A 19,453-nucleotide genomic window follows, 5' to 3' on the forward strand; every position below is an offset into this window, starting at 1 on the left:
GCGCAGCAGCGCATTGCCTGGAGCGCACTCCGCCTGAGCGGTTGTTGCACCGTGGTCACCCGTTGGCGGTTTCACGCCGGGATACCGAGCAGCACCGCGCCCACGGACACGAGCACCGCGCCCGAGAGCTGACGGTGTCCGAGCCGCTCTCCCTGGAACGCGGCGAGCAGCAGCGCGAAGGCGATGGAGGTGTTGCGCAGCGTGAGCACCACCCCTGCCCCACTGTCACTCAACGCCGTCAGCAGCAGCGAGAAGGACAGCATGCTGATGGTGCCTCCGACGAGCACCAGCCAGGGTCGGCTCCACGCCTGTCGCAGGAGTTCCACCCAGCCCAGCTGTCGCCCACGCTCCACCATCAGCACCGGGAGCGCGATGAGCAGGCCCGTGGTGAACAGGGCGGGCGGCTGCGCGCGCTCCGCCAGCGCCAGCTTGTAGCTCAGGTGGTAGCCCGCGATCGCCACCGCCGACAGCGCCGCCCACGCGACGCCCGCTGCCGCGCGCCCCTGGGGACGCGACGCGTGCATCACCGCCAGCCCCGCGCCCAGCACCAACGCACCCGTCAGCGACCACACGGACACGCGCTCCGCCAGCAGCAGCACCGACACCGGCCAGACCAGCAACATCGCCCCACCGCGCGACACGGTGTACGCGAGGCCCAGCGGTGCTCGGTGCAGTGCTCGCGCGAGCGCCACCAGGTAGACGCTCTCGCACGCGCCCGCGCACAGCGCCCACATCAACCCGCGCATCGTCGGGAACGCCTCGCCCTGCATCCCGAGCGACCACAGTCCTCCGCCCACCGTCGCCACGGTGATGACCCCCACCACTCCCGCCTCGGGATTCGGATGCCGCTTGAGCATCGCGTTCCACGACGCGTGGAGGAACGCCGACAGCAACACCAACACCAGGGCAGCGGTCTGCAACGAGGCTCCTCGGAACGACGAGGCTCCGTATCTACTCCAGCCTCGCCTCCCAGGTCCTCACCTGCTCACGGAACGTCGGAATCACTCCCCGAGAGGAGCCGGGCAGGCAACACCGGCCCCGTGGGTGTTGGAGGTCGCTCGAGCCGAAGCTCGCGCCCGAAGGTGTACCGCGCCTCCGCGTGCGCACCGAAGGACCCACCTCGCGCCTGAGCCGACAACACCAGGTCCGTCTCCGGAACCACGCCAGGAGGAACCGCCACCACACAGGGCGTCACCCGCGCGAGTGCCCCCGCGCTCCTGGGCAACACGAAGTCCGTGGAGCCCTCGACGACACGCACACCCTCGGGGAGCTCGATGCGCACCTCGATGTCCGCGTCGAACCCCGACCGCCGCTCCACCTCGGCCGCGAGTGACAGAGCACCGTCCTCGGACACCACCTCGCGCCAGTCGACCCGCATCGGCGCGGGCATGCGCGACGTGAGCCCGCTCGGCGCCGCCGCACCTCCCTGAGACGCATGTTCATCCGAAGAGGTCCTGGCCTCCTCCTCGTGACCACGCGAGGGAGTCCGCAAGAACGCTTCTCGCACCTGAGGCCGTGCACCTGTCTCTCGCGCCACGGCGGTGACCGTCGACACCTCCGGGCGAAGACGCGCATCCACCGTGCGTGCCACTCGAGGTGCCGCACGTGAAGCTCCCTCGGGGCCGACGGACGCACGCGCCACCCCTCCGCCTTGCTGTGAGAACGGAGGCCGGGGCTCCGGGCTCTTGCGAGGCCGTCCTCGAGCCCGCTCCAGTCCCGATGCCACTCCCGCCGAGAGCGCTCCCACCAGCGCCAGCGCCAGCACCGCACCCGCGATGCGCCGACGAGGACTCGCGAGCCACCTCACGGGCGCCCTCCGTCCACATCCCATCATCGACACGACGAACTCCCGGACGGCCCCTGGCGCGAACATGGACATGCTCCGCTCACCTGCACAGGGGTGCATGGCTCGGATACGGATACGCCACGGCGGGCTCGGTGGCGGCGTCCATCAGCGCACGCGGAAAGCCTCCGCACATGAGCGCATCCAGGAAGTCCGCCAGACACGGCGCCGCCTCCAGCGTCTCCACCACCTCCACCGGACTCCCCTCCTCCATGCGCCACGTGTGCTTGCGGTAGCCACGCGCCCACGGGGCCAGGTTCATCGCTGGAGCCGCGAGCGACTCGTACAGCAACTGACGCGACGGCGTGCTCGTGCCGAGTCGATAGAGGATGGCCGCCACCTCGTTCTCCTCGATGGGCTGGAGCAACCCCTCCTCGGGACGAGGCCTGCTCCACGCAATCATCTCCGGCGAGCGCGTCTCCAAATCCAACCAGAACATCGTCCCGCCCTGGCGGTCGTAATAGCGGGGACTGCCGCGCGTGTCCGAGCTGAACCACGTGGCCCAACCCTCACTCCACGCCTGCCCCGGGAACGTCGGCACGCCCAGGAAATGAGGCCCACCCTCGGACGGGCTCGTCCCATGGCTCGCCATGGCCCAGTGGCCCAGCTCATGGAGCACCATCGCCTCGGACCACCACGCCGCATCCGAGTCCCCCGGCAACCAGAGCTGCGCGGACCAGCGCCGCCCCGCCGCCGTCACCTGCCACGGCGCGAAGCACGCCCCACAGGACCACGTCGTGCCGAAGCCCAGCCACGCCACCAGCGGCAGCCCCGTGTACCCATATCGCTCCCGCGTCCCGTGCCACGCCGCGCGCACCGCCTCGAACACCGCCGCGGCCCCGGAACCCTCCGACTCCTCGATGGCGAACACAGGTGCGTCGAGCAACACACGCGTCGGCCTCGACCAACTCCAGATGCGCGCCGAAGCACCGGGCGTCGCGGGCACGCCCTGTGCTCCCGACAGCCCCGGGTCCGCCACCGCGTACTCCACCAGCCCCGTCTGCCCCTGCCCCGCCGCGTAAATCACCACGGCGTCCTCCGCGCCCACGTCCTTCGACACGCGCACGGTGAACCGCCCCGAGCCATCCGTCAGGCTCAGGTCCACGAGCGTCCCGCCCTGGAATGACGCGACGAGGAAGCCCCGCGCGGGCACCCACTCCGTCTCCGACGTCCAGTCGCGGAACGATGCATCCGGCAGACGCCGCGCATAGCGGGCCACGCCACTCAGCGTTCGCCCAGGAGCGCCGCAGAACCCCCGAGTCCCCTCCACCACACAGCCGGCCTCGCACGCAGCGGACGCCCAGCGTCCCTCCGCGCAGCGCTCCAGCGCGCCCGCGTCGGAGCAACGGGACAGGCCCTCCACACAGGCCGCCGCCACCTCGCAGTGCGCGCCGCCTGATTCCACACAGGCCTCGCCCATCGCGCAGTCCCGCTGCTGGAGCTGACCGTCGACACAGTGCTCCACCACGCGAGGCCCCAGGCATCGCCCCTCGGGAGGAAGCGCGTCACAGGCGATGCGCATCCGCGGGCTCTCCTCGGGCAGGGCTCCGCACGCGCTCAGTCGACAGGCCTCATCCGAAGGCTCGCACGCGGAATCACAGGGCGGCGCGCCCGCGCCACACGCCAGCAACCCCACGCTCCACACCACCAGCGCCCACGCTCGCGCCTGCACCGCGGACTCGAAACCCACCAGGGGGACATCCTCCACGCCCGCCACGCTGGTGACGGGTGCGCGGCAGGACAACACGCGCTCCTCCAAGGACAGCAGGAGCAGGAGGCGCGGGGGTCCCCTGCTCGCTCGCATTCGAGCACGTGCTCTGTCCATCAGGAGACAACAACAGTCGGGACACGGCCTGCCCGGCTGCTCCACACCCGAGGACGGGCGGTCAGCCTGGGTCCGACAAGAACACTCCTCGCGGGGGCGGGCGCCCAGCGGTACATCATGGAGGGAGGCCGGGTTCGCCGCACACCCCCGCGAGAAGCAGCTTCAGACAACGACTGCCAGACTCCCACTCACGCGGGAGGTGAGACCCGGCCCGAGGGGATGACGAAGGGACCGGGCACATCCGGCCACTCGACGACCTGGACCTGCAGACCAAACGTGCTCGCGATGAGCTCCGCGCGGAGCACCTGCGCGGGAGGGCCTATCTCCACCAGCCGACCTCCCGCGATGACGGCAATGCGATGCGCGTACCGCGCCGCCAGATTCAAATCATGGAGCACCGCGAGCACCGCTCCACCGTTGCGCGCGAAGTGCGTCGCCTCTTCCAGCACCAGGTGCTGATGCGACAAATCCAGACTCGACGTGGGCTCGTCGAGCAACAGGTAACGGTTCCCGTGCGCGGGCGCATCCCAGAGTTGCGCCAACACGCGCGCCAGCTGCACGCGCTGACGCTCGCCGCCCGACAGCGACGTATACGGACGCGAGGACAGGTGACGGATGTCCATCACGTCCAGCGCCGCCTGCGCCACCTCCAGGTCCGCGCCACTGTCACCGCGCATCGGATGCGGACTGCGGCCCAGCAGCGCCACCTCCAGCACGGTGAAGCCGAACCCCAGCGACGACTCCTGCGGCAGCACGCCCAGCCGCAGCGCGCGCTCGCGAGGCGGCCACTTCGACAGCGGGCGCCCATCCAGCAGCACCTCGCCCACGGTGCAGGGCAGCTCGCCGGCGAACGCGGACAACAGCGTGGACTTGCCCGCGCCGTTGGGCCCCACCACGGCGAGCACCTCGCCAGGCGCCAGCTCCAGGGACAACGGCCCCAGCGTGCGCCCGCGGCCCCGCCACACCTCGACGCCTCGTGCCTCCAGGCTCATAGCGTCCCCTTGCTGCGCGCCAGCAGCACGATGAAGACAGGCACCCCCAGCGCCGACGTCAGCGCGCCCACGGGGAGCTCCACCGGAGCCGCCGCGGTGCGAGCCAGCGTGTCCGCCACGACGAGCAACGCCGCGCCCAGCAGCGCCGAGGCCCCCATCAACCGACGGTGGTCCGGCCCCATCCCGAGCCGCAGCAGCGCGGGAACCATCAATCCCACGAAGCCGATGACGCCCGACGCGGACACCGCCGCCCCGACGCCGAGCGCTCCGGCCAGGATGAGCTTGCGCTTGAGCCGCTCCACGTCCACGCCCAGGTGCCACGCCTCGCGCTCACCCAAGAGCAGCAGGTTCAGCGAGCGCGCCTCGCTCAACAGCAGCACCAGCGCCGCCATCAGCGGCACCGCGGCCGCGCCCACCACGCTCCACGAGGCCCCGCTCAGGCTGCCCCACGTCCAGAAGGTGATGGTGCGAAGCTGCGCGTCGGTGGCGACGTGCGTGAGCAGGCCGATGCCCGCGCCCGCGCCCGCCGTCACCGCCACACCCGCCAGCAGCACCCGCGTCGTCTCCGAGCGCCCGCCGCCCGTGCCCAGCCGCTGCGCGAGCAACGTCGCGCCCAGCGCGCCGGCGAACGCCATGCCTGGCACCGCCAAGAGCCGGAACGCGCCCAACCTCGAATCGATGGACAGGTCCAGGATGATGGCCAGCACCGCGCCCAGCGCCGCGCCACCCGAGGTGCCCAAAAGGCCTGGCTCCACGAGCGGGTTGCGGAACAGGGCCTGGAGCGCCGCGCCGCACGTGGCCAGCACCGCGCCCACCATCACCCCGAGCGCCACGCGCGGCAGGCGGATGGACAGCAGCACCGCCTCCTGCACGGCCTCCAACCGATGACCCGTCTCCACTCCGAGCGCTCCCAGCAAGCTGCCCGCGAGCCCCAACAACGGCACCCGCACCGAGCCCACCGAGAGCGACGTCAGCGCGGCCACCACGAGCACCGCGCCCAACACCCACCACGGACGTGGACGGAGCCGGGCCGGATTCACCGGCGCGCGCGCGGGATAGCTCGCGGGTGCCGGTGCCACGTCCGAAGCGCTCATTTCGCGTCCCGCGCCGGCAACCCCATGCCGTCCTGGATGCGCTGCACGGCCTTGCCCAGATTCGGCCCCAGGCTCATGAAGTGCACGTCCTCGACGGTGGTCACCTTCCAGCCCTTCACCTGGGACAGCCCCGGCACGTTGCGCAGCGCCGCCTCACCGCCGAGCGCCGTCAGCGTGCCGTCCGGCACCAGGATGATGTCGGGCGCCGCGACGATGACACCCTCCGCCGTCAGCGGCCGGTGCCCCGAGTACTCCGTCACGGCGTTGACGCCGCCCGCCAGCCGGATGAGCTCCTCGGTGGGCGTCTCCTTGCCCGCCACCATCAGCGCGTTGGCGCCCCGCGCGTACAGCGCGAGGATGCGCACGGGCTTGCCCTGCTTGCCCTTGGCGACCCGCGCCGCCGCGTCCTGGAGCTGCTTCTCCAGGTCCGCCACCAGCGCCTCGCCCTGGGACTCGCGCCCCAGCTTCTTGGCGAGCACGCGGACGCGGTTGCGCGCCTCATCCAGCGTCGGCTTGTTGGACAGGATGACCACGTCCAGGCCCGCCGAGCGCAGCTGCTCGAGCACGCCCGGAGGTCCCGCTTCCTCGGACGCGAGCAGCGCCGTGGTGCCCAGCGCGATCAAGGGCTCCGACGCGAGCGCGCGCTGGTAGCCCACCTTGGGACGGCCACGGGCCATCGGCAGCGCGAGGCTGGTGTCGTCCACGCCCACCACGGCCTCGCCCATCCCCAGCGCGAACACCGTCTCGGTGACGGCGGGCCCCACCGTCACCAGCTTCACGGGCGCGCTCTTCGTCGCGGGAGCCTCCTTGGGCGCGCTCTTCGCGGCGGCGGGAGGCGAGGTCGCCAGCGCGCCCTGCGACAGGAGCAGCGCGGCGAGCCCCAGGCTCCAGGGCTTCATGACGCCACCCCGGGCGCGGGCAGCGCGGCGACGAGCGCATCCACCAGCGCCCGCCACTCGGCGGACTCGGGCACGCCCGGCTTGCGCTTGCCGAAGAGCAGCGCGATGTTCTCGCCGTCCTTGTCGAACAGCTCCAGCGACGTGACGACGCCGTCCCGCGTGGGCTTGCGGACAATCCAGGCCGAGTGGATGTGGTCGGTGCGCAGGTGCAGGTTGAAGCTGGGGTCCAGCACGTTCATCCACGGCCCCATGGCCTTCACCGTGTGCACCGGGCCGGTGTGGATCTGGATGGCGCCGGGGTTACCCACGAACACCATGATGGCCAGCCCCGAGGCCGCCGCCTTCTCCAGCACCCACGTCAGCGACGCGGGCGCCACGGGGGTGACGAACTCCTTGCCCACCAGCCGCAGCGCCTGGGTGCGCGCGACCTTGAAGCGGCGCAGCAGCGGGAAGAAGTCGTGCGTGTCCTGCAGCCCGCGCCAGCCCTCCACCATGCCCGCCACGTCGATGTCCGCGTCCGGACGCGGCGCCTCGGGCGCCGTGGCCGCCTCCACGGGGACGACCTTCGTCTGCTCCGCGTGGGTGAAGTCCTCGACGATGCGCTCGAACGCGGAGACGCCCTGCTCGTCCTCCAGGTAGATTTTGTGGAGGGCCATGCCGGCGGGGTCGAAGAAGTGCAGGCTGCGGCGGACACCCTCGGGCCGCGTCTCGCGCACCGCGTAGCCGAAGCGCCAGCGCGTCAGGAACAGGCGCAGGTCGATGTTCTCGTCGAGCACCAGCGCGACGGCGCCGTTCACCTCGACGTTGCGGTACAGGCCGCGCTTCTCGTGCACCGCGCTCTCGTTGCGCGTGAGCGTCATCACCTTGCCCAGCGTGTCCAGCCGGGGCAGCAGCGCGTCGAGGCGCAGGTCCAACCGGACGACGTCCTCGCCCACGCCGGTGGCGAGGAGCTGGGCCTCGCTCACGCCGAGCTGCTGGGCCGCGTCACGGATGCGCGTGCGGGGCTCTGCCTCGCGCAGCGCGGTCCAGCGCTGGCGAAGGGCGGTGGGCTCGGCGGAGGAGGCCGTGGAGGCGGTCTGGGAAATCATGGCGGACACCTGGTGAGGGGGGAGCGGAACGGCGACATCAACGCGAGACTTCGGCGGAGATTCCTTCGGACGGCACTTCATCGACGCCCGCACCGCCCGTGGGCGCCGTCAGCTTCGACCAGCGCAGCTTGAGCATCGCGGGCGTGCCGGCGTCGTCGTAGTAGGACTCCATCTTCACCTTGAAGTACGCACCGGAGTCGCTGCGCACCACGTACAGCTGCGCGCGCGGCGTCAGCTTGTGCGTGGACACGTCATACGAGTACCAGGCGCCGTTCGCCTCGAAGACGGTGTCCGGGTCCGCGCCCTCGTCGTCGCCGTCGTCCTTGTCCACCGCGTAGCCGCTCGCGGGCGCCTGGGTCAGTGCCGCGAAGTCCTGACCGGTCACCACCGCCACCTCCACGCCGCCCGTGCCGTTGACGCCGCCGCGCGAGCGGATGTGGTAGCGATTGAAGGACAAATCCCAGAGCGCGTCCGTCTCCGGCGGCACCTGCGCGCCCTCGTCCAGGTCCAGGCCAATCCAGAGCGACGAGTCGGTGGCGTTCACCGTGGTGGTGATGGAGCCATCCGCGTTGCTCACGTGGCTGATGTGCGTGCCGTCCGTCGGCTCCAGGTCGTCGCCCGGCTTGGGCTCCAGGTCGTCACCGCAGGCGGCGAGCAGACCGGACAGGCACAGCGCGGCGGCGACGCGGCCGAAGCGGGACGCGGAGAGGAAGGTGGGGCGGGACATACGGGCTCCTGGGAAGTGGGGGTGGAAGCTCACAGCCGGACAGCGACACCGGCCTGGAAGGAACGCGGAGGGATGGGCAGGTCGGACGGGTTGCCCGCGTCGGCCAGGTTCGAGCCGATGACGAAGAACTGGAGCGACTCGCGCGGACGCCATGCGATGCGCGCGTCCAGGGAGAGGTACGCGTCCGAGTCGTACGGGTTGGCGATGCCGTCCCCGTCCGTGTCCGGATAGAAGGGCCGCTTGCCGACGAGCGCGCCGCGCACCCACGTCTCCAGGCCCCACTCACGGTGGCGCCAGGTGACCTGCGCCGTCAGCCGGTGACGCGCCTGGCCTTCCAGCGCGCGCTCCTGCGACTGGTCGCGGCCATCGGTGAGCGAGTACGCGAGTTCGCCGGACAGTCGCCACGGGAACTGCTGACGGATGCCCAGCTCGCCGCCGCGCACCCGCGCGCGCGCCACGTTGACGTAGGAGAAGAGCTGCTGCTCTCCGCCCTGCTCCACGGACGTCCCAATCATGTCGCGCAGCGAGTGCTGGAACCCGCTCACCCACAGCAGCGAGCGCTCCGTGGGGCGCACCTCGGTGGCGACGCTGATGCTGCGCGAGCGCTCCGGCTTCAGGTCCGGATTGCCGCGCACGACGTAGCCCACCGAGGGGTTCTCGAAGTCGATGAGCAGCTCCTGGAAGCCCGGTGCCCGGTAGCCCCAGCCGTAGCTGGCGCGCACGGTGAGCCACGACAGCGGGTCCACCTTCGCCGCGAGCCTGGGCGTCACCGCCGAGCCGAACTGCGTGTCCACGTCCACGCGCGCGCCGGGCACGACCACCAGCTTGGGCTCTGTCAGCAACGTCCAGCTGTCCTGCGCGTAGAGCGAGCCGCGCCCCCGCTCGCCCGTTCCCGTCTCCAGCCGGTCCGCCGTCAGCCACTCGCCCAGCGCCTCCGCGCCGACGACGAGCGCGTGCCGCTCACCCAGGCGCGCGTCCAGCTGCGTGCCCAGGCGGGCCTGCTGGTCGCGCGTCTGTTCCACCGTGTCCAGCGCGGAGGAGCGGCGCTGGTCGCGCATGTACGTCCGCTGGAAGCGCGAGTACGAACCCTCCACGCGCAAGGACGCGTCGTCGCTCAGCTTCCACGTCGGCGCCACGCGCGAGTTGATGGACAGGTCCCGGCTGGCCCGGTCGAACACGGCGCCGGTGGCGCCCAGGTCCACGCCGCGCTGCGTGCGCCGCGAGACACCCGCGGACGCCTCCAGCGACATCGCGCCCTGGTTCTTCAAGTCACCGCTCGCCGAGACGTCGAAGCCATCCAGGCTGCTGCCGCTGGTGCCCACGTCCGACGTGTCCAAGTCGTAGGACGCCCGACGCTGCAGGCCGCCGCTCAGCCGCAGGCCCCAGGTCTCGCCGCGCGCCTCGCCCGTGGCGTCCAGGTCCAGCCGGTCCAACTGGCCGTACGCCAGCCGCAGCTCTCCGCCAAGCGGCTTGCGCGCGCGACGGGTGATGAAGTTCACCACGCCGCCCACCGCGTCGCTGCCGTAGAGGACGGACGAGGGGCCCTTCACGATTTCGACCTGCTCCACGTCCTCGAGGGACAGGCGCGACAGGTCCACGCTGCCGGCCACGCGGCCCGCGACGCGCTCGCCGTCCACCAGCACCAGCACGTACTCGGGGCCCAGGCCCTGCACCTGGAGCGACGCGCCGGCGAAGGTCTGGTTCACCACCAGGCCCGGGTGCGCCGCGAGCAGCTCCGACGCGTCACGCGCGCCGCTGGCGACAATCTCCGCGCGGGTGATGACCTCGGTGGCCACCGGCGTCTCGCTCAGCCGCTCCTGCGTGCGCGACGCCGTCACCACCGTGCGCGCCGTGGGCACCTCGTCGAGCGAATCCTCCGTCGGAGCGGGCACGGGCGTCGAAGATGCCGAGGTCGTCGAGGCCCCTGGACCCGCGACGACCTCGGCCTGCTTCGACTGCTCTGCCGCATCCTCGGTACCGCTCGACGCGGAAGACTCCGACTCCGCCGGGACCTGCTCCCCGGCGGCATGAACTTCAGAAGGGACAGAGGACTCGGGCGCGGCTTCCCCGGGTGCCTGGGCCGTGACGGCCCCGGGCTCCGACGACATCGAGCCCCACGCCATCGACGGCGTGGCACAGGCCAACACGAAGAGACACCAACTGCCGCGCATGCAACGTCCTCCGGCCCGCGACCGGTCGGGCCTCCCATGTCCTGGAGTCCCCACGGGGCACTGGGCTCAACGGCCTCGGGCCTCAAAGTCCAAACCTGTGACACCCCGGAACGCGCGCCCCGGGACCTCCCACCTCTCAACCGTGCGCGCCCGTCGCGCTCCCATCACCCGGTGGCCGCTCCAGCGGCACCACCCGCGTCCGATGACAGCGCCGGCACTTGAGCTCCACGCCCTCGGGCACCAGCTTCGCCAGCAGACTTCCGCACAGACACCGCAGCTCGCCCGCTTCGCCTTCCCGCTGGCATCCGTCGCGCATCTCCACCCCGATGTCTGAAACGCGACCGACGATATTGATACTCATTATCAAAGTCAACCCTATCGCCCAGGTTCTGTCCCTGGGGCGACAGGTGCGGGTTCCAGGAGGACCGTGAGTGGGGATTGGCGTACCCAGGGACTGTCCGGGGCGGACACTCCGTGGGGTATGGGCGCGGGTGGGGGTTCTCGGTGGAGGGCCTCGCCGTGAGCGGGAGGCTGGGCGTCAGCCCTCGATGAGGCGCGGAGGAGTGCCGGGCCTCGGCTCAGTGGAGCTTGGGGCGCGCGGCGGCCTCGCGCTGGATGCGCGGCTTGGGCGTCACCATGCGGGCGATGCCGTAATAGAGCTGGTCCTCGGTGTAGACCTTGCGCACCCGCCGGTGGGTGCCGGGGATGTACGCGGGGCCGGGACGCTCGAGCCACTGGAGCACTCGCACCTCGCCGGTGAGGGCCAGGGCGGAGAGCAGCTCCGGAGGGCACTGCTTGAGGTAGCGGCGCACCAGGGGACGCAGCTTCCGGGAGAAGTCCTTGCCGAGCACCGCGTGCCGCCGCCCCGAGTGCAGCGTGCCGTCGAAGCGGCGCGACATGTGGAAGAGCTCGTGCATCACCGTCTCCAGTCGGGCCTGGGCGGTGGACCCCCGGAAGAACAGCGGCCGCAAGGTGATGCAGTAGAGCATCCGACGGCCGCGGATGCGGATGACCGGCTTGCGCCGGCCCCGGCGGTCCTTGCACTTGCCGCCCCGGAAGCACAGGGGCTTGACGGTGCCGCGGGAGGCTCGGCGCGCCTCACCCGCCACCACCAGGATGCGGCCCGCCTTCACGTGGGCGAACTCCGGCAGCTTCGTCGCGATGTCCCGGATGAGGGCGCGGACCGTCTTGTTGAAGTTGGGGCGGCGTCGGACCACGGGTGGTGGACAGTCTAGCGGAAAAGCCCTTGGGGAGGCCCTCCAGGGTGCACACAATGTCTAGCGTCATGCGCAAGACTTCGCTCGTCGTCCAGCTCGCGGCACTCCTCTGCTTGGGCCTGGGGTGCGCCTCGGCCCCTTCCCGTCCGTCGGCCTCCGCCTCGCTGACAGGCCAGCAGACCTCCGTGGAATCCCAGGGCCTCACCGAGGCCACCCTGCGCTTCGGCGCCCAGCTCGAGAGCGCCGGCCCCGGCATGGTGGAGCGGGCCGACTACGAGCTCGTCTCCGAGGGGAAGGTGCTCAAGAAGGGCTCCGCGAAACTGGAGACGGCGCTCCAGCCCGGGGCCGCGACGGAGGTGTCCTTCCAGGAGAAGGCCGCCTACGTCCAGAGCCCCGAGGACCTCGCGCGGCTGAGCGCCCAGGGCGGCACGGTGCTGCTCGCCCTGAGAGGCGTGCTGGTGGTGCGCTCCGGTGACTCCGAGCAGCAGGTCCCCTTCGCCGCGAGCCGCGCGGTGCGCGTGCCCCGGCTGCCCACCGTGGTGGTGGAGGAGCTGGATGGCGCGCGCTACTCGGCCGAGGAGGTGCAACTCAACCTCCGGCTGGGTATCCGCAACCCCAACCCCTTCCCGCTGAAGCTGGATGGGCTGACGTGGCAGGTGGCGGTGGCGGGCAAAGCGCTGGACAGCGGGACGCTGGCCCAGGCGGACAGCGTGGATGCGTCCGCCACGGGCGTGTATCCGGTGGAGGTCGCGGTGACGAAGGACTCGTGGGGACCGGAGGTGAGGTCCCTCATCTCGCGGGGAATCCTGCCCTATGGGGTGACAGGAGAGCTGACGGGTCCACTGATGCGGGTGCCGTACTCGCTGACGGGCGAGGTGAAGCTGAACGTGTCCCGCTAGGATGGGCGATGCGTGCCCATCTATCTGTTGAGTGAAGAGCACCCGGAGCTGTTCCCGCCTCCGGACCGCGCGGACAAGAGCGGCGTGCTCGCCGTGGGCGGGGACCTGAGCCCCGAGCGGCTGTTGGCGGCGTACTCGCGCGGCATCTTCCCCTGGTTCAGCGAGGGGGACCCCATCCTGTGGCACTCGCCGGACCCGCGCTTCGTGCTGGAGCCGGACAAGCTGCACGTGGGCCGCAGCCTGAAGAAGACGCTGGCGCGAGGTGAGTACGAGGTGCGCTACGACACGGCCTTCGCGCGCGTCATCACCGAGTGCGGCCGCGTGACGCGCCCCGGGCAGAACGGCACGTGGATCACCGACGAGATGCTGGAGGCGTACGTCGCGCTGCACGAGCGCGGCCATGCGCACTCGGTGGAGGCGTGGGCGGGCGGCGAGCTGAAGGGCGGGCTGTACGGCGTGTCGCTGGGCGCGGCGTTCTTCGGCGAGAGCATGTTCGCGCTGGCGCCGGATGCCTCGAAGGTGGCCTTCGTCACCGCGGTGGAGCGGTTCAAGGCGTGGGGCTTCCAGTTCGTGGACTGCCAGGTGGAGACCGAGCACCTGTCGCGCTTCGGCGCGGAGTCGTGGACCCGGAAGCGTTTCCTCACCGCGCTGCGCGAGGCCCTGCGTCAGCCGACGCGCCAGGGGAAGTGGACCCAGCCCGCATCCGAGTGACACGTGCGGGTGTCAGTCCTCCACGCCCCACAGGCCCACGGTGCCGTCCGACTGTCCCCACGCCACGAGGCGCCCGTCGGGTGAGAACACCGCGTCGCTCGTGTGCAGCTCCTCGCCGTCGCTGAAGCGGAACAGTTCTTCTCCCGTGTCGAAGCGATGCACGCCGAAGCCTCGACCATCGCGAGAGGCGGCGAGCAGCGTGCCCTCGGGATTGAAGCTCAGGTTGCACGCGTAGCCAGAGAAGCCCGCGAGTGACCTCACCTGGCGACGCTCGCCCACGTGCACCACCGCGACCTCCTCCGTGATTCCGCCCACGGCGAGCAGCGGCTGCGTCGGATGGAAGGCGAGGCTCCACACCGTGGGCGCGTCGATGGAGAGCGCCACGGGACGGGCGTCGGCGGCGACGTCCCAGAGCCACAGGTTCTCCCTGCGTCGGTCATCGGCGTGGAAGGTCACCGCGGCGTGGCGCCCCTCTGAAGAGAGCGCGCACGCCGTCACCGACACCCCCATGTCCATGGGCGAGAGCTGACAAAGCGGCCGCCAGGACTCGAGGCCCCACACCTCGGGTGAGTCACCTTCCAACGGAACCAGCAGCAACCGCGCGCCCTCCGCGGACGCGGCAAGCCGGGTCACCGCGTGCGGCAGGTGCTGCTCACGCGCCTGTGAGCCGTCCGTCGCGGAGAGGGCCACCAGCCTCGGCCGCCACCGCCCCTGGGGCGAGCCGTTCGCGGACCACACCGTCAGCACGTGCTCCGCCGTGGGGAACACCAGCGCGTGCATCCCGGACGTGGGCCCGTGGGTCCACATCGGCTCCGACGAAAGCGCCTCCAAATCCCAGCACCGGAGGGGAGTTCCCCGCCGCGCCAGGGCGCCGAGCCTTGTGCCCGCCGGGTCGAAGGCGAGCCGCTGACCGGAGATGAACGAAGGCAGCGCGGGACCCAGCCTGGCCACCGGCCTCAGTCTCGCGGCGTTGGACTCGGTGATGACGGGACGGGAAGCTCGCATGGGGACGCTCGGCCGACGGGGCGGGTACAGGCGCCCCACCCTCCGCATACGAAGCCACGGCGCTTCCCGGGTCACCGGAGACGACGAGTTCCCTCAGCGCTTCACCTTGCACGGGGACAGCGTGCGCTGCTGCACCATCAGGTCCTCCTCGGAGGGGCTGCTGTAGCGCACGGCCTTCGGCGCGGCCTTGGGCTTGGCCACCTCATGCACGTAGAGCGACATCAAGTCCCGCGTGAGGATGAACCTCAGCCCGGCGCTGTCGTGCAGTCCGCCGAAGAACACCGAGCCACCGTTGCGCAGCTGCACGGGCGTCAGCGCCCCGACGGGCTTGTGCAGCACGACGGACAAGTCCTCCGTGGCCCAGTCACACGGGTTCTTCTTCCCGGCGCGCTCCATCCACGTCACCAGGAAGTCGCTCACCGTGGTGCCGTCATCCCAGCTCGCGCCGATGCGCTCCCACAGCCGTCCGCACTCCGGCATGTCGCAGTCGCGCGCGGGCACATACTCCATCACGTCCGAGGGGAGCCCCTCCGCCTCCTTGCCCGTCTCGCGCTCCGTCGGCCGGCGCAGCTTGCAGCCCGTGGGCTCGTCCTTCTGCCGCAGCGCCACCGGAGTGCCGGACAACCGGCCCGGCGGCAGCAGGTCACACTCCGCCTGCACCTCCGCCATGAGGAACGTCTTGCGGTCCGCGTCCGTGGTGCCCATGCGCACGGCCCACCAGGCGCTCGGCACCGCGCGACAGGGCACCGTGTCCGTCTTGCCGTAGATCCACAGCGGAATCGTCGGGTCGGGCGCGCCCAGCTTCCGGATGTCCAATTCGTCCACCCGCTTGAAGCCCACGCGCTCCCGCTCCATGCCCTTGAAGTAGGGGTCCTTCGACTCCGGGATGATGGCCTGGTGCACCAGCCACCCCGAGCCCTCCAGCCCCGCCTGCGAGCGCTGGGTGAAGGGCACCACGTCCGGGCGCTTCGGACAGCCCCGCTCCACGTCGGAGGGGACGATGAACTTCACCGAGCCATCGTCGTCCTGCGCACCCGCGCTCCACGGCGCGAGCAGCGCCCATCCCAACACCCACGCAGTCGACCGCATCGACACTCGCATCCGCGCTCCTCCAGATGACCCGAATCCCTGAGGCGTTCATACCCCAAGCCCGGCGCCACGCGGCACCTCGACGCACCGCGCCCGAGGCACGACCCGCACCTTCGCGATATGACCACCCCGACACCCACTCCCCAGGATGAGCCCATGCGCGCCCTGTCGATGCTGGCCGCGATGACACTGGCCTTGATGGCCTGCGGCAAGGACAAGCCGGACCCCGAACCCGAGCCGCCCGCCGGCGACGCCGACGTGGGCGACTGGGAGGACACCGGCCCCTTCGCCACATGCAGCGTGGACGCCGCCTCCAACGCCTGCGGCAGCCTGGGCAGCTTCAACACCACCGGCTGCACGCCCGGGCAACTCGCCTCGCTGGAGCCCGACGGCGTCTACACGATTCACGTGCGCGCGCGCTCGCCTCGCTACGGCAACGCCTACGCCTTCTCCTCCCAGTCGATGCGACTGGCGGACTCGGGCGACCAGTACGTGGGCGGTCTGCCCCTCGACACGAAACAGCTGCATGCCGGTGGCGTCGTCTTCGCCTCCGGCTCGTTCGCCTCGGGCACCACCTCCCGACGCCGCTCGTTCATCGGCTGCCAGTCCCCCGAACCGGACCGGCTGCAGGGCTGCTACGTGGACTGCATCAACGGCCGGCTCGAGAGCGAGGGCACCTTCGACGCGTGGAAGGTGACGCCCCGCGCCGGTGAGCCGGAGTCCTCCGGCCTGGAGCGCCTCTCCGAGACGGCCGTGTCCGCGGGGCTCGCCGTGGACGTCTACGTCACCAAGGGCCACGCCTACGTCGTGTCCCTGTACGGGGGCCTCTTCGTCTACGACGTGAGCGACCCGGCGCACCCCAGGCTCACCCGCAACATCCGACGCGCGAACGACAACTACTGGAACGGCGTGTGGGCCAAGGACGACGCGCTCTACATCGCCAGCGACTCGCGCGGCGTCATCGTCTTCGACATCAGCACCCCGGGCGAGCCCCTGGAGGTGCGCGCGATGGGCACCTCGCGCACCAACGTGCACACGGTGTTCGTCGAGGGCAGCCGCCTGTTCGCCGCCTCCCCCGCGCCCACCGGCGAGGTGCTCGTCTACGACATCTCCCAGCCGCTCGACCCGCAGCTGACGGGCACCTTCCAGGCCACGGGCTTCACCGCGGCGACGTCCTACGGCCCCCACGACATGTTCGCCTTCGAGGGGCGGCTCTACGTCAACTTCTGGCGCGCAGGCTACGTCATCGCCGCGCTGCAGGACGACGTCGCGCCCCGGCAGCTCGGCGCCTACCGCTACGAGCACTCCAACAGCCACGCCAGCGCCGTCGCGCGCTACGGCGAGCGCCTCATCGCCTTCGAGGGCGGCGAGGACTGGGGCGCGCACCTGCGCGTGCTGGACGTGACGGACGCCGCCAACCCCAAGCGCATCGGTGAGTACCGGCGGCGCCAGCAGGTCTCCATCCACAACATGGTGCTGTCCGGCACGAAGCTCTACGTCGCCTGGTACCACGAAGGCGTGCGCGTGCTGGACGTGTCCACCCCGGAGAGCCCCCGCGAGGTGGCCCACTACAACACCTTCCGTCCGGACGACCCGATGCGCGGCGAGAGCTTCTACGACGGCGCCATCGGCATGCGCGTGCCCGGGGATGGCTTCATCTACGCGGTGGACACCTCGCGCGGCCTGCTCATCCTGCGCGAGACGCCCTGAGCCTCACTGCGCCTTCTTGCGCGCGGGCTTCTTCGGCGCGGGCTTGAGGATTTCAATCTCCACCGGGGGCTCCGGCTTCACGTCGGGGCCCGCGTCCGGCGTGGCGGAGGGCTCCGGGGCCTTCACCTCCACCCGGTCCTCCAGCGGCACCCGCCCCGCCGAGCGGCGGAACAGCTCCCACAGCGCCTTGTGCCAGTCCTCGCGGCTCGCCGAGCCCGACACCACCAGCCCCGCGCCGCTGTAGCGCGCCTCCAGGCCCAGCGGCTGCAACGCGGTGGTGAACGACGTGAGCTGCTCCTGCAGCGCCGGCACGTCGAACGTCAGCTCCAAGTCGCGCGCGACGAACGCGTCCGTGCGCAGCACCTCCATCAGCGCCGCGCGGCACGCCGCGTCCTTCACCGTGGCCGTCAGCGCGCGCTCCGAGCCCTGCGTGGCCTTCAGGTCCGGACACGCCTTGCGCGCCGCGGCCAGCCGGGGCGTGACGTCCTCGTCCGGCAAAGCCCCCACGGTGAGCCGCCACACGGCGAAGCGCCCCTCCGCGTACAGGAGCATCAGCGTGCGCCCGGGCTTTCGCCCACTGAGCAACAGTTCGTTGCTGCCCTGGAGCACCTCCACGTGGGCCACGGAGGGGTCCTCCACCTCCACCCATTCGACGGCGGCCAGCTTCTGGAAGCGCTCCTTGTCGACGTCCAGGGGCAGGACCAGGTCCACCGGCCACGCCAGGGCCAGCGCGGGGACGAGGAGGGCCAGGAGTGCTCCAAGGGAATACATGCGAGCGGGCATCGGGGCTCCGGCGGGGTGGAACGGACCCTTAGCACGGGATAAGAACGGTGCTCTATGCCTACCTGGGCCCTCTGGGTCGCCTGCCTGGCGCTGTGCTTCGTCAGGTCCCTGGTCGCCGCGGCCGAATCCGCGCTCTACGGAACGTCGGACCTGCGTGCACAGGAGCTGGCCGAGTCTCACCAGGGCGCGTCGAGCCGACGCGTCCTGCGCCACAAGACGGAGCGCGAGGCCACCGCCACCGCGCTGCGCCTGGGCACCCTGCTCAGCGGGTTCCTCGCCGCCGCCATCGGCGCGTTCGTCCCGCCGCGCATGCTGGATTTGACGCGCTACGGGGAGGCCGCCTGGCTGCCCGTCGCCACCGTGGCCGCGGGCGCGCTGTTCGTCGGCGTGCTGGCCAGCCTCATGGAGGTCACCATGCGTGGCCTCGCCAACGCCAACCCGGAGCGCTGGGCGCTGCGGCTGTCGGGCGTGGTGTCGCTGCTGGTGGCGGTGCTCTATCCGCCCATGCGCGTGGTGCTGGGCGTGCTGAATCTCATGGCGCGCACCTTCGGCCGCACGCTGCGCTTCGAGCCGCCCCCGCCGCCGCTCGAGGAGCTGGAGAAGCTGCTCGCCGCGCAGGCCGCGAAGAACGAGGTGGACAAGAGCGCGCCCCAGCTCATCCGCTCCATCTTCGAGCTGTCCGACAAGCGCTGCCGCGACGTCATGGTGCCGCGCACCGACGTGGTGACGGTGGACAGCACCATCTCCTCCGAGGACCTGCTGCGGCTGCTCGCCGAGGAGAACCACTCGCGCATCCCCGTGTACCGGGACGACGTGGACCACATCATCGGCGTGCTGCACGCGCGCGACATCATCCCGCTGCTCCAGCACCCGGAGCTCATCGTCCTGCAGGACATCATCCGCCCCGCGCACTTCGTGCCGTGGATGAAGCCCATCGGCGACCTCTTGCGCGACATGCAGAAGCGCAAGATCCACATGGCCATCGTCGTGGACGAGTACGGCGGCTTCATGGGCGTCGTCACGCTGGAGGACATCCTCCGGGAAATCGTCGGCGACATCGGCGACGAGTTCGAGGTGGAGGAGAAGCAGGTCGAGAAGATGGCGGACGGCAGCTTCATGGTGGACGCCGCCATGGAGGTGGACCGCTTCACCCAGGCGTTCGGCTTCCCGCTGCCCGAGGGCGACTTCGACACGCTGGGCGGCTACCTGTCGTCGCTCGCCGGCCACCTGCCGGACGTGGGCGAGCGCTTCACCTACAACGGCTGGCAGTTCGTCGTGGCCAACAAGGAAGGCGCCCGCATCGACCGGGTGCGCATGTCCCGGCTCAAGAGCGCCACGCCCGGCAAGGACGCGCGCCCCAAGGAGCCGCGCTCCGAGGCCCCCGCCGCCAAGTCCTGAGC

General features: G+C 71.1%; 18 protein-coding genes. 4 read left to right on the forward strand and 14 right to left on the reverse strand.

All coding sequences use genetic code 11. The features are described from left to right. Positions 1–71: 71 nt before the first annotated feature. From LXT21_RS05920 to LXT21_RS05970, 11 genes are all read right to left on the reverse strand, one after another. A complete protein-coding gene (locus LXT21_RS05920; RefSeq protein ID WP_254037112.1) occupies positions 72–920 on the reverse strand; it encodes an EamA family transporter in 849 nt (282 codons plus the stop codon). 65 nt (positions 921–985) lie between these two features. Continuing rightward, entirely contained in the window at positions 986–1,390 is a 405-nt protein-coding gene (locus tag LXT21_RS05925) for a hypothetical protein (protein WP_254037113.1), read from the reverse strand. Positions 1,391–1,886: 496 nt separating this feature from the next. After that, positions 1,887–3,590 (reverse strand): hypothetical protein, encoded by a 1,704-nt coding sequence (locus LXT21_RS05930; RefSeq protein ID WP_254037114.1) that lies wholly within the window; start codon positions 3,588–3,590, stop codon positions 1,887–1,889. Positions 3,591–3,856: 266 nt separating this feature from the next. Next, positions 3,857–4,660, reverse strand: coding sequence for a heme ABC transporter ATP-binding protein (locus LXT21_RS05935; RefSeq protein ID WP_254037115.1), 804 nt, complete (start codon positions 4,658–4,660; stop codon positions 3,857–3,859). After that, entirely contained in the window at positions 4,657–5,739 is a 1,083-nt protein-coding gene (locus LXT21_RS05940) for a FecCD family ABC transporter permease (RefSeq protein WP_323394140.1), read from the reverse strand. Before LXT21_RS05940 ends, LXT21_RS05935 begins: the two co-directional genes overlap by 4 nt. A gap of 11 nt (positions 5,740–5,750) precedes the next feature. After that, a complete protein-coding gene (locus LXT21_RS05945; protein ID WP_254037117.1) occupies positions 5,751–6,653 on the reverse strand; it encodes a heme/hemin ABC transporter substrate-binding protein in 903 nt (300 codons plus the stop codon). Then, the gene (locus LXT21_RS05950; protein ID WP_254037118.1) at positions 6,650–7,741 is read right to left on the reverse strand and encodes a hemin-degrading factor; all 1,092 of its coding nucleotides are present in this window, start codon (positions 7,739–7,741) and stop codon (positions 6,650–6,652) included. Before LXT21_RS05950 ends, LXT21_RS05945 begins: the two co-directional genes overlap by 4 nt. A gap of 37 nt (positions 7,742–7,778) precedes the next feature. Continuing rightward, complete coding sequence (locus tag LXT21_RS05955) at positions 7,779–8,468, reverse strand: HmuY family protein (protein ID WP_254037119.1); 690 nt, start codon at positions 8,466–8,468, stop codon at positions 7,779–7,781. 29 nt (positions 8,469–8,497) lie between these two features. Continuing rightward, the gene (locus tag LXT21_RS05960; RefSeq protein WP_254037120.1) at positions 8,498–10,639 is read right to left on the reverse strand and encodes a TonB-dependent receptor plug domain-containing protein; all 2,142 of its coding nucleotides are present in this window, start codon (positions 10,637–10,639) and stop codon (positions 8,498–8,500) included. 136 nt (positions 10,640–10,775) lie between these two features. Next, positions 10,776–11,000, reverse strand: a complete 225-nt coding sequence (locus LXT21_RS05965) for a hypothetical protein (RefSeq protein WP_254037121.1) — start codon at positions 10,998–11,000, stop codon at positions 10,776–10,778. 217 nt (positions 11,001–11,217) lie between these two features. Then, complete coding sequence (locus tag LXT21_RS05970) at positions 11,218–11,856, reverse strand: hypothetical protein (RefSeq protein ID WP_254037122.1); 639 nt, start codon at positions 11,854–11,856, stop codon at positions 11,218–11,220. A gap of 56 nt (positions 11,857–11,912) precedes the next feature. Between LXT21_RS05970 and LXT21_RS05975 the strand changes: the two genes are divergently transcribed. Continuing rightward, positions 11,913–12,755 carry an LEA type 2 family protein gene (locus LXT21_RS05975; RefSeq protein ID WP_254037123.1) on the forward strand — a complete coding sequence of 281 codons (843 nt, stop codon included), beginning with the start codon at positions 11,913–11,915 and terminating at the stop codon, positions 12,753–12,755. 12 nt (positions 12,756–12,767) lie between these two features. Next, entirely contained in the window at positions 12,768–13,466 is a 699-nt protein-coding gene (gene aat, locus LXT21_RS05980) for a leucyl/phenylalanyl-tRNA--protein transferase (protein WP_254037124.1), read from the forward strand. 12 nt (positions 13,467–13,478) lie between these two features. Here the strand turns inward: aat and LXT21_RS05985 are convergent, their stop codons facing one another. Both LXT21_RS05985 and LXT21_RS05990 read right to left on the reverse strand, forming a co-directional pair. After that, positions 13,479–14,471: a WD40 repeat domain-containing protein gene (locus LXT21_RS05985; protein WP_254037125.1), complete on the reverse strand. Its 993-nt coding sequence runs from the start codon at positions 14,469–14,471 to the stop codon at positions 13,479–13,481. A gap of 93 nt (positions 14,472–14,564) precedes the next feature. Further along, positions 14,565–15,560, reverse strand: coding sequence for a hypothetical protein (locus tag LXT21_RS05990; protein ID WP_254037126.1), 996 nt, complete (start codon positions 15,558–15,560; stop codon positions 14,565–14,567). A 156-nt stretch (positions 15,561–15,716) separates the two neighbouring features. Between LXT21_RS05990 and LXT21_RS05995 the strand changes: the two genes are divergently transcribed. Further along, a complete protein-coding gene (locus tag LXT21_RS05995; protein WP_254037127.1) occupies positions 15,717–17,270 on the forward strand; it encodes an LVIVD repeat-containing protein in 1,554 nt (517 codons plus the stop codon). A gap of 3 nt (positions 17,271–17,273) precedes the next feature. On the opposite strand, the gene LXT21_RS06000 is transcribed toward LXT21_RS05995, so the two are convergent. Next, positions 17,274–18,053, reverse strand: coding sequence for a pilus assembly protein N-terminal domain-containing protein (locus LXT21_RS06000; RefSeq protein WP_254037128.1), 780 nt, complete (start codon positions 18,051–18,053; stop codon positions 17,274–17,276). Positions 18,054–18,107: 54 nt separating this feature from the next. Here LXT21_RS06000 and LXT21_RS06005 point away from each other — a divergent pair, with 54 nt between their 5' ends. Next, complete coding sequence (locus LXT21_RS06005) at positions 18,108–19,451, forward strand: hemolysin family protein (RefSeq protein WP_254037129.1); 1,344 nt, start codon at positions 18,108–18,110, stop codon at positions 19,449–19,451. Positions 19,452–19,453 lie beyond the last annotated feature (2 nt).

It is taken from the genome of Myxococcus guangdongensis (genome assembly GCF_024198255.1).
In the GTDB taxonomy this organism is placed as follows: Bacteria; Myxococcota; Myxococcia; order Myxococcales; family Myxococcaceae; genus Myxococcus; species Myxococcus guangdongensis.

Excerpts from the sequence above, each read along its gene's own strand:
- LXT21_RS05950 (WP_254037118.1), bottom strand. The coding sequence starts at position 7,741 with ATGATTTCCCAGACCGCCTCCACGGCCTCCTCCGCCGAGCCCACCGCC.
- LXT21_RS05985 (WP_254037125.1), bottom strand. The coding sequence starts at position 14,471 with ATGCGAGCTTCCCGTCCCGTCATCACCGAGTCCAACGCCGCGAGACTG.
- LXT21_RS05995 (WP_254037127.1), top strand. The coding sequence starts at position 15,717 with ATGCGCGCCCTGTCGATGCTGGCCGCGATGACACTGGCCTTGATGGCC.
- LXT21_RS05935 (WP_254037115.1), bottom strand. The coding sequence starts at position 4,660 with ATGAGCCTGGAGGCACGAGGCGTCGAGGTGTGGCGGGGCCGCGGGCGC.
- LXT21_RS05960 (WP_254037120.1), bottom strand. The coding sequence starts at position 10,639 with ATGCGCGGCAGTTGGTGTCTCTTCGTGTTGGCCTGTGCCACGCCGTCG.
- LXT21_RS05965 (WP_254037121.1), bottom strand. The coding sequence starts at position 11,000 with ATGAGTATCAATATCGTCGGTCGCGTTTCAGACATCGGGGTGGAGATG.
- LXT21_RS05955 (WP_254037119.1), bottom strand. The coding sequence starts at position 8,468 with ATGTCCCGCCCCACCTTCCTCTCCGCGTCCCGCTTCGGCCGCGTCGCC.
- LXT21_RS05925 (WP_254037113.1), bottom strand. The coding sequence starts at position 1,390 with ATGCCCGCGCCGATGCGGGTCGACTGGCGCGAGGTGGTGTCCGAGGAC.
- LXT21_RS05945 (WP_254037117.1), bottom strand. The coding sequence starts at position 6,653 with ATGAAGCCCTGGAGCCTGGGGCTCGCCGCGCTGCTCCTGTCGCAGGGC.
- LXT21_RS06000 (WP_254037128.1), bottom strand. The coding sequence starts at position 18,053 with ATGCCCGCTCGCATGTATTCCCTTGGAGCACTCCTGGCCCTCCTCGTC.
- LXT21_RS05990 (WP_254037126.1), bottom strand. The coding sequence starts at position 15,560 with ATGCGGTCGACTGCGTGGGTGTTGGGATGGGCGCTGCTCGCGCCGTGG.
- LXT21_RS05975 (WP_254037123.1), top strand. The coding sequence starts at position 11,913 with ATGTCTAGCGTCATGCGCAAGACTTCGCTCGTCGTCCAGCTCGCGGCA.
- LXT21_RS06005 (WP_254037129.1), top strand. The coding sequence starts at position 18,108 with ATGCCTACCTGGGCCCTCTGGGTCGCCTGCCTGGCGCTGTGCTTCGTC.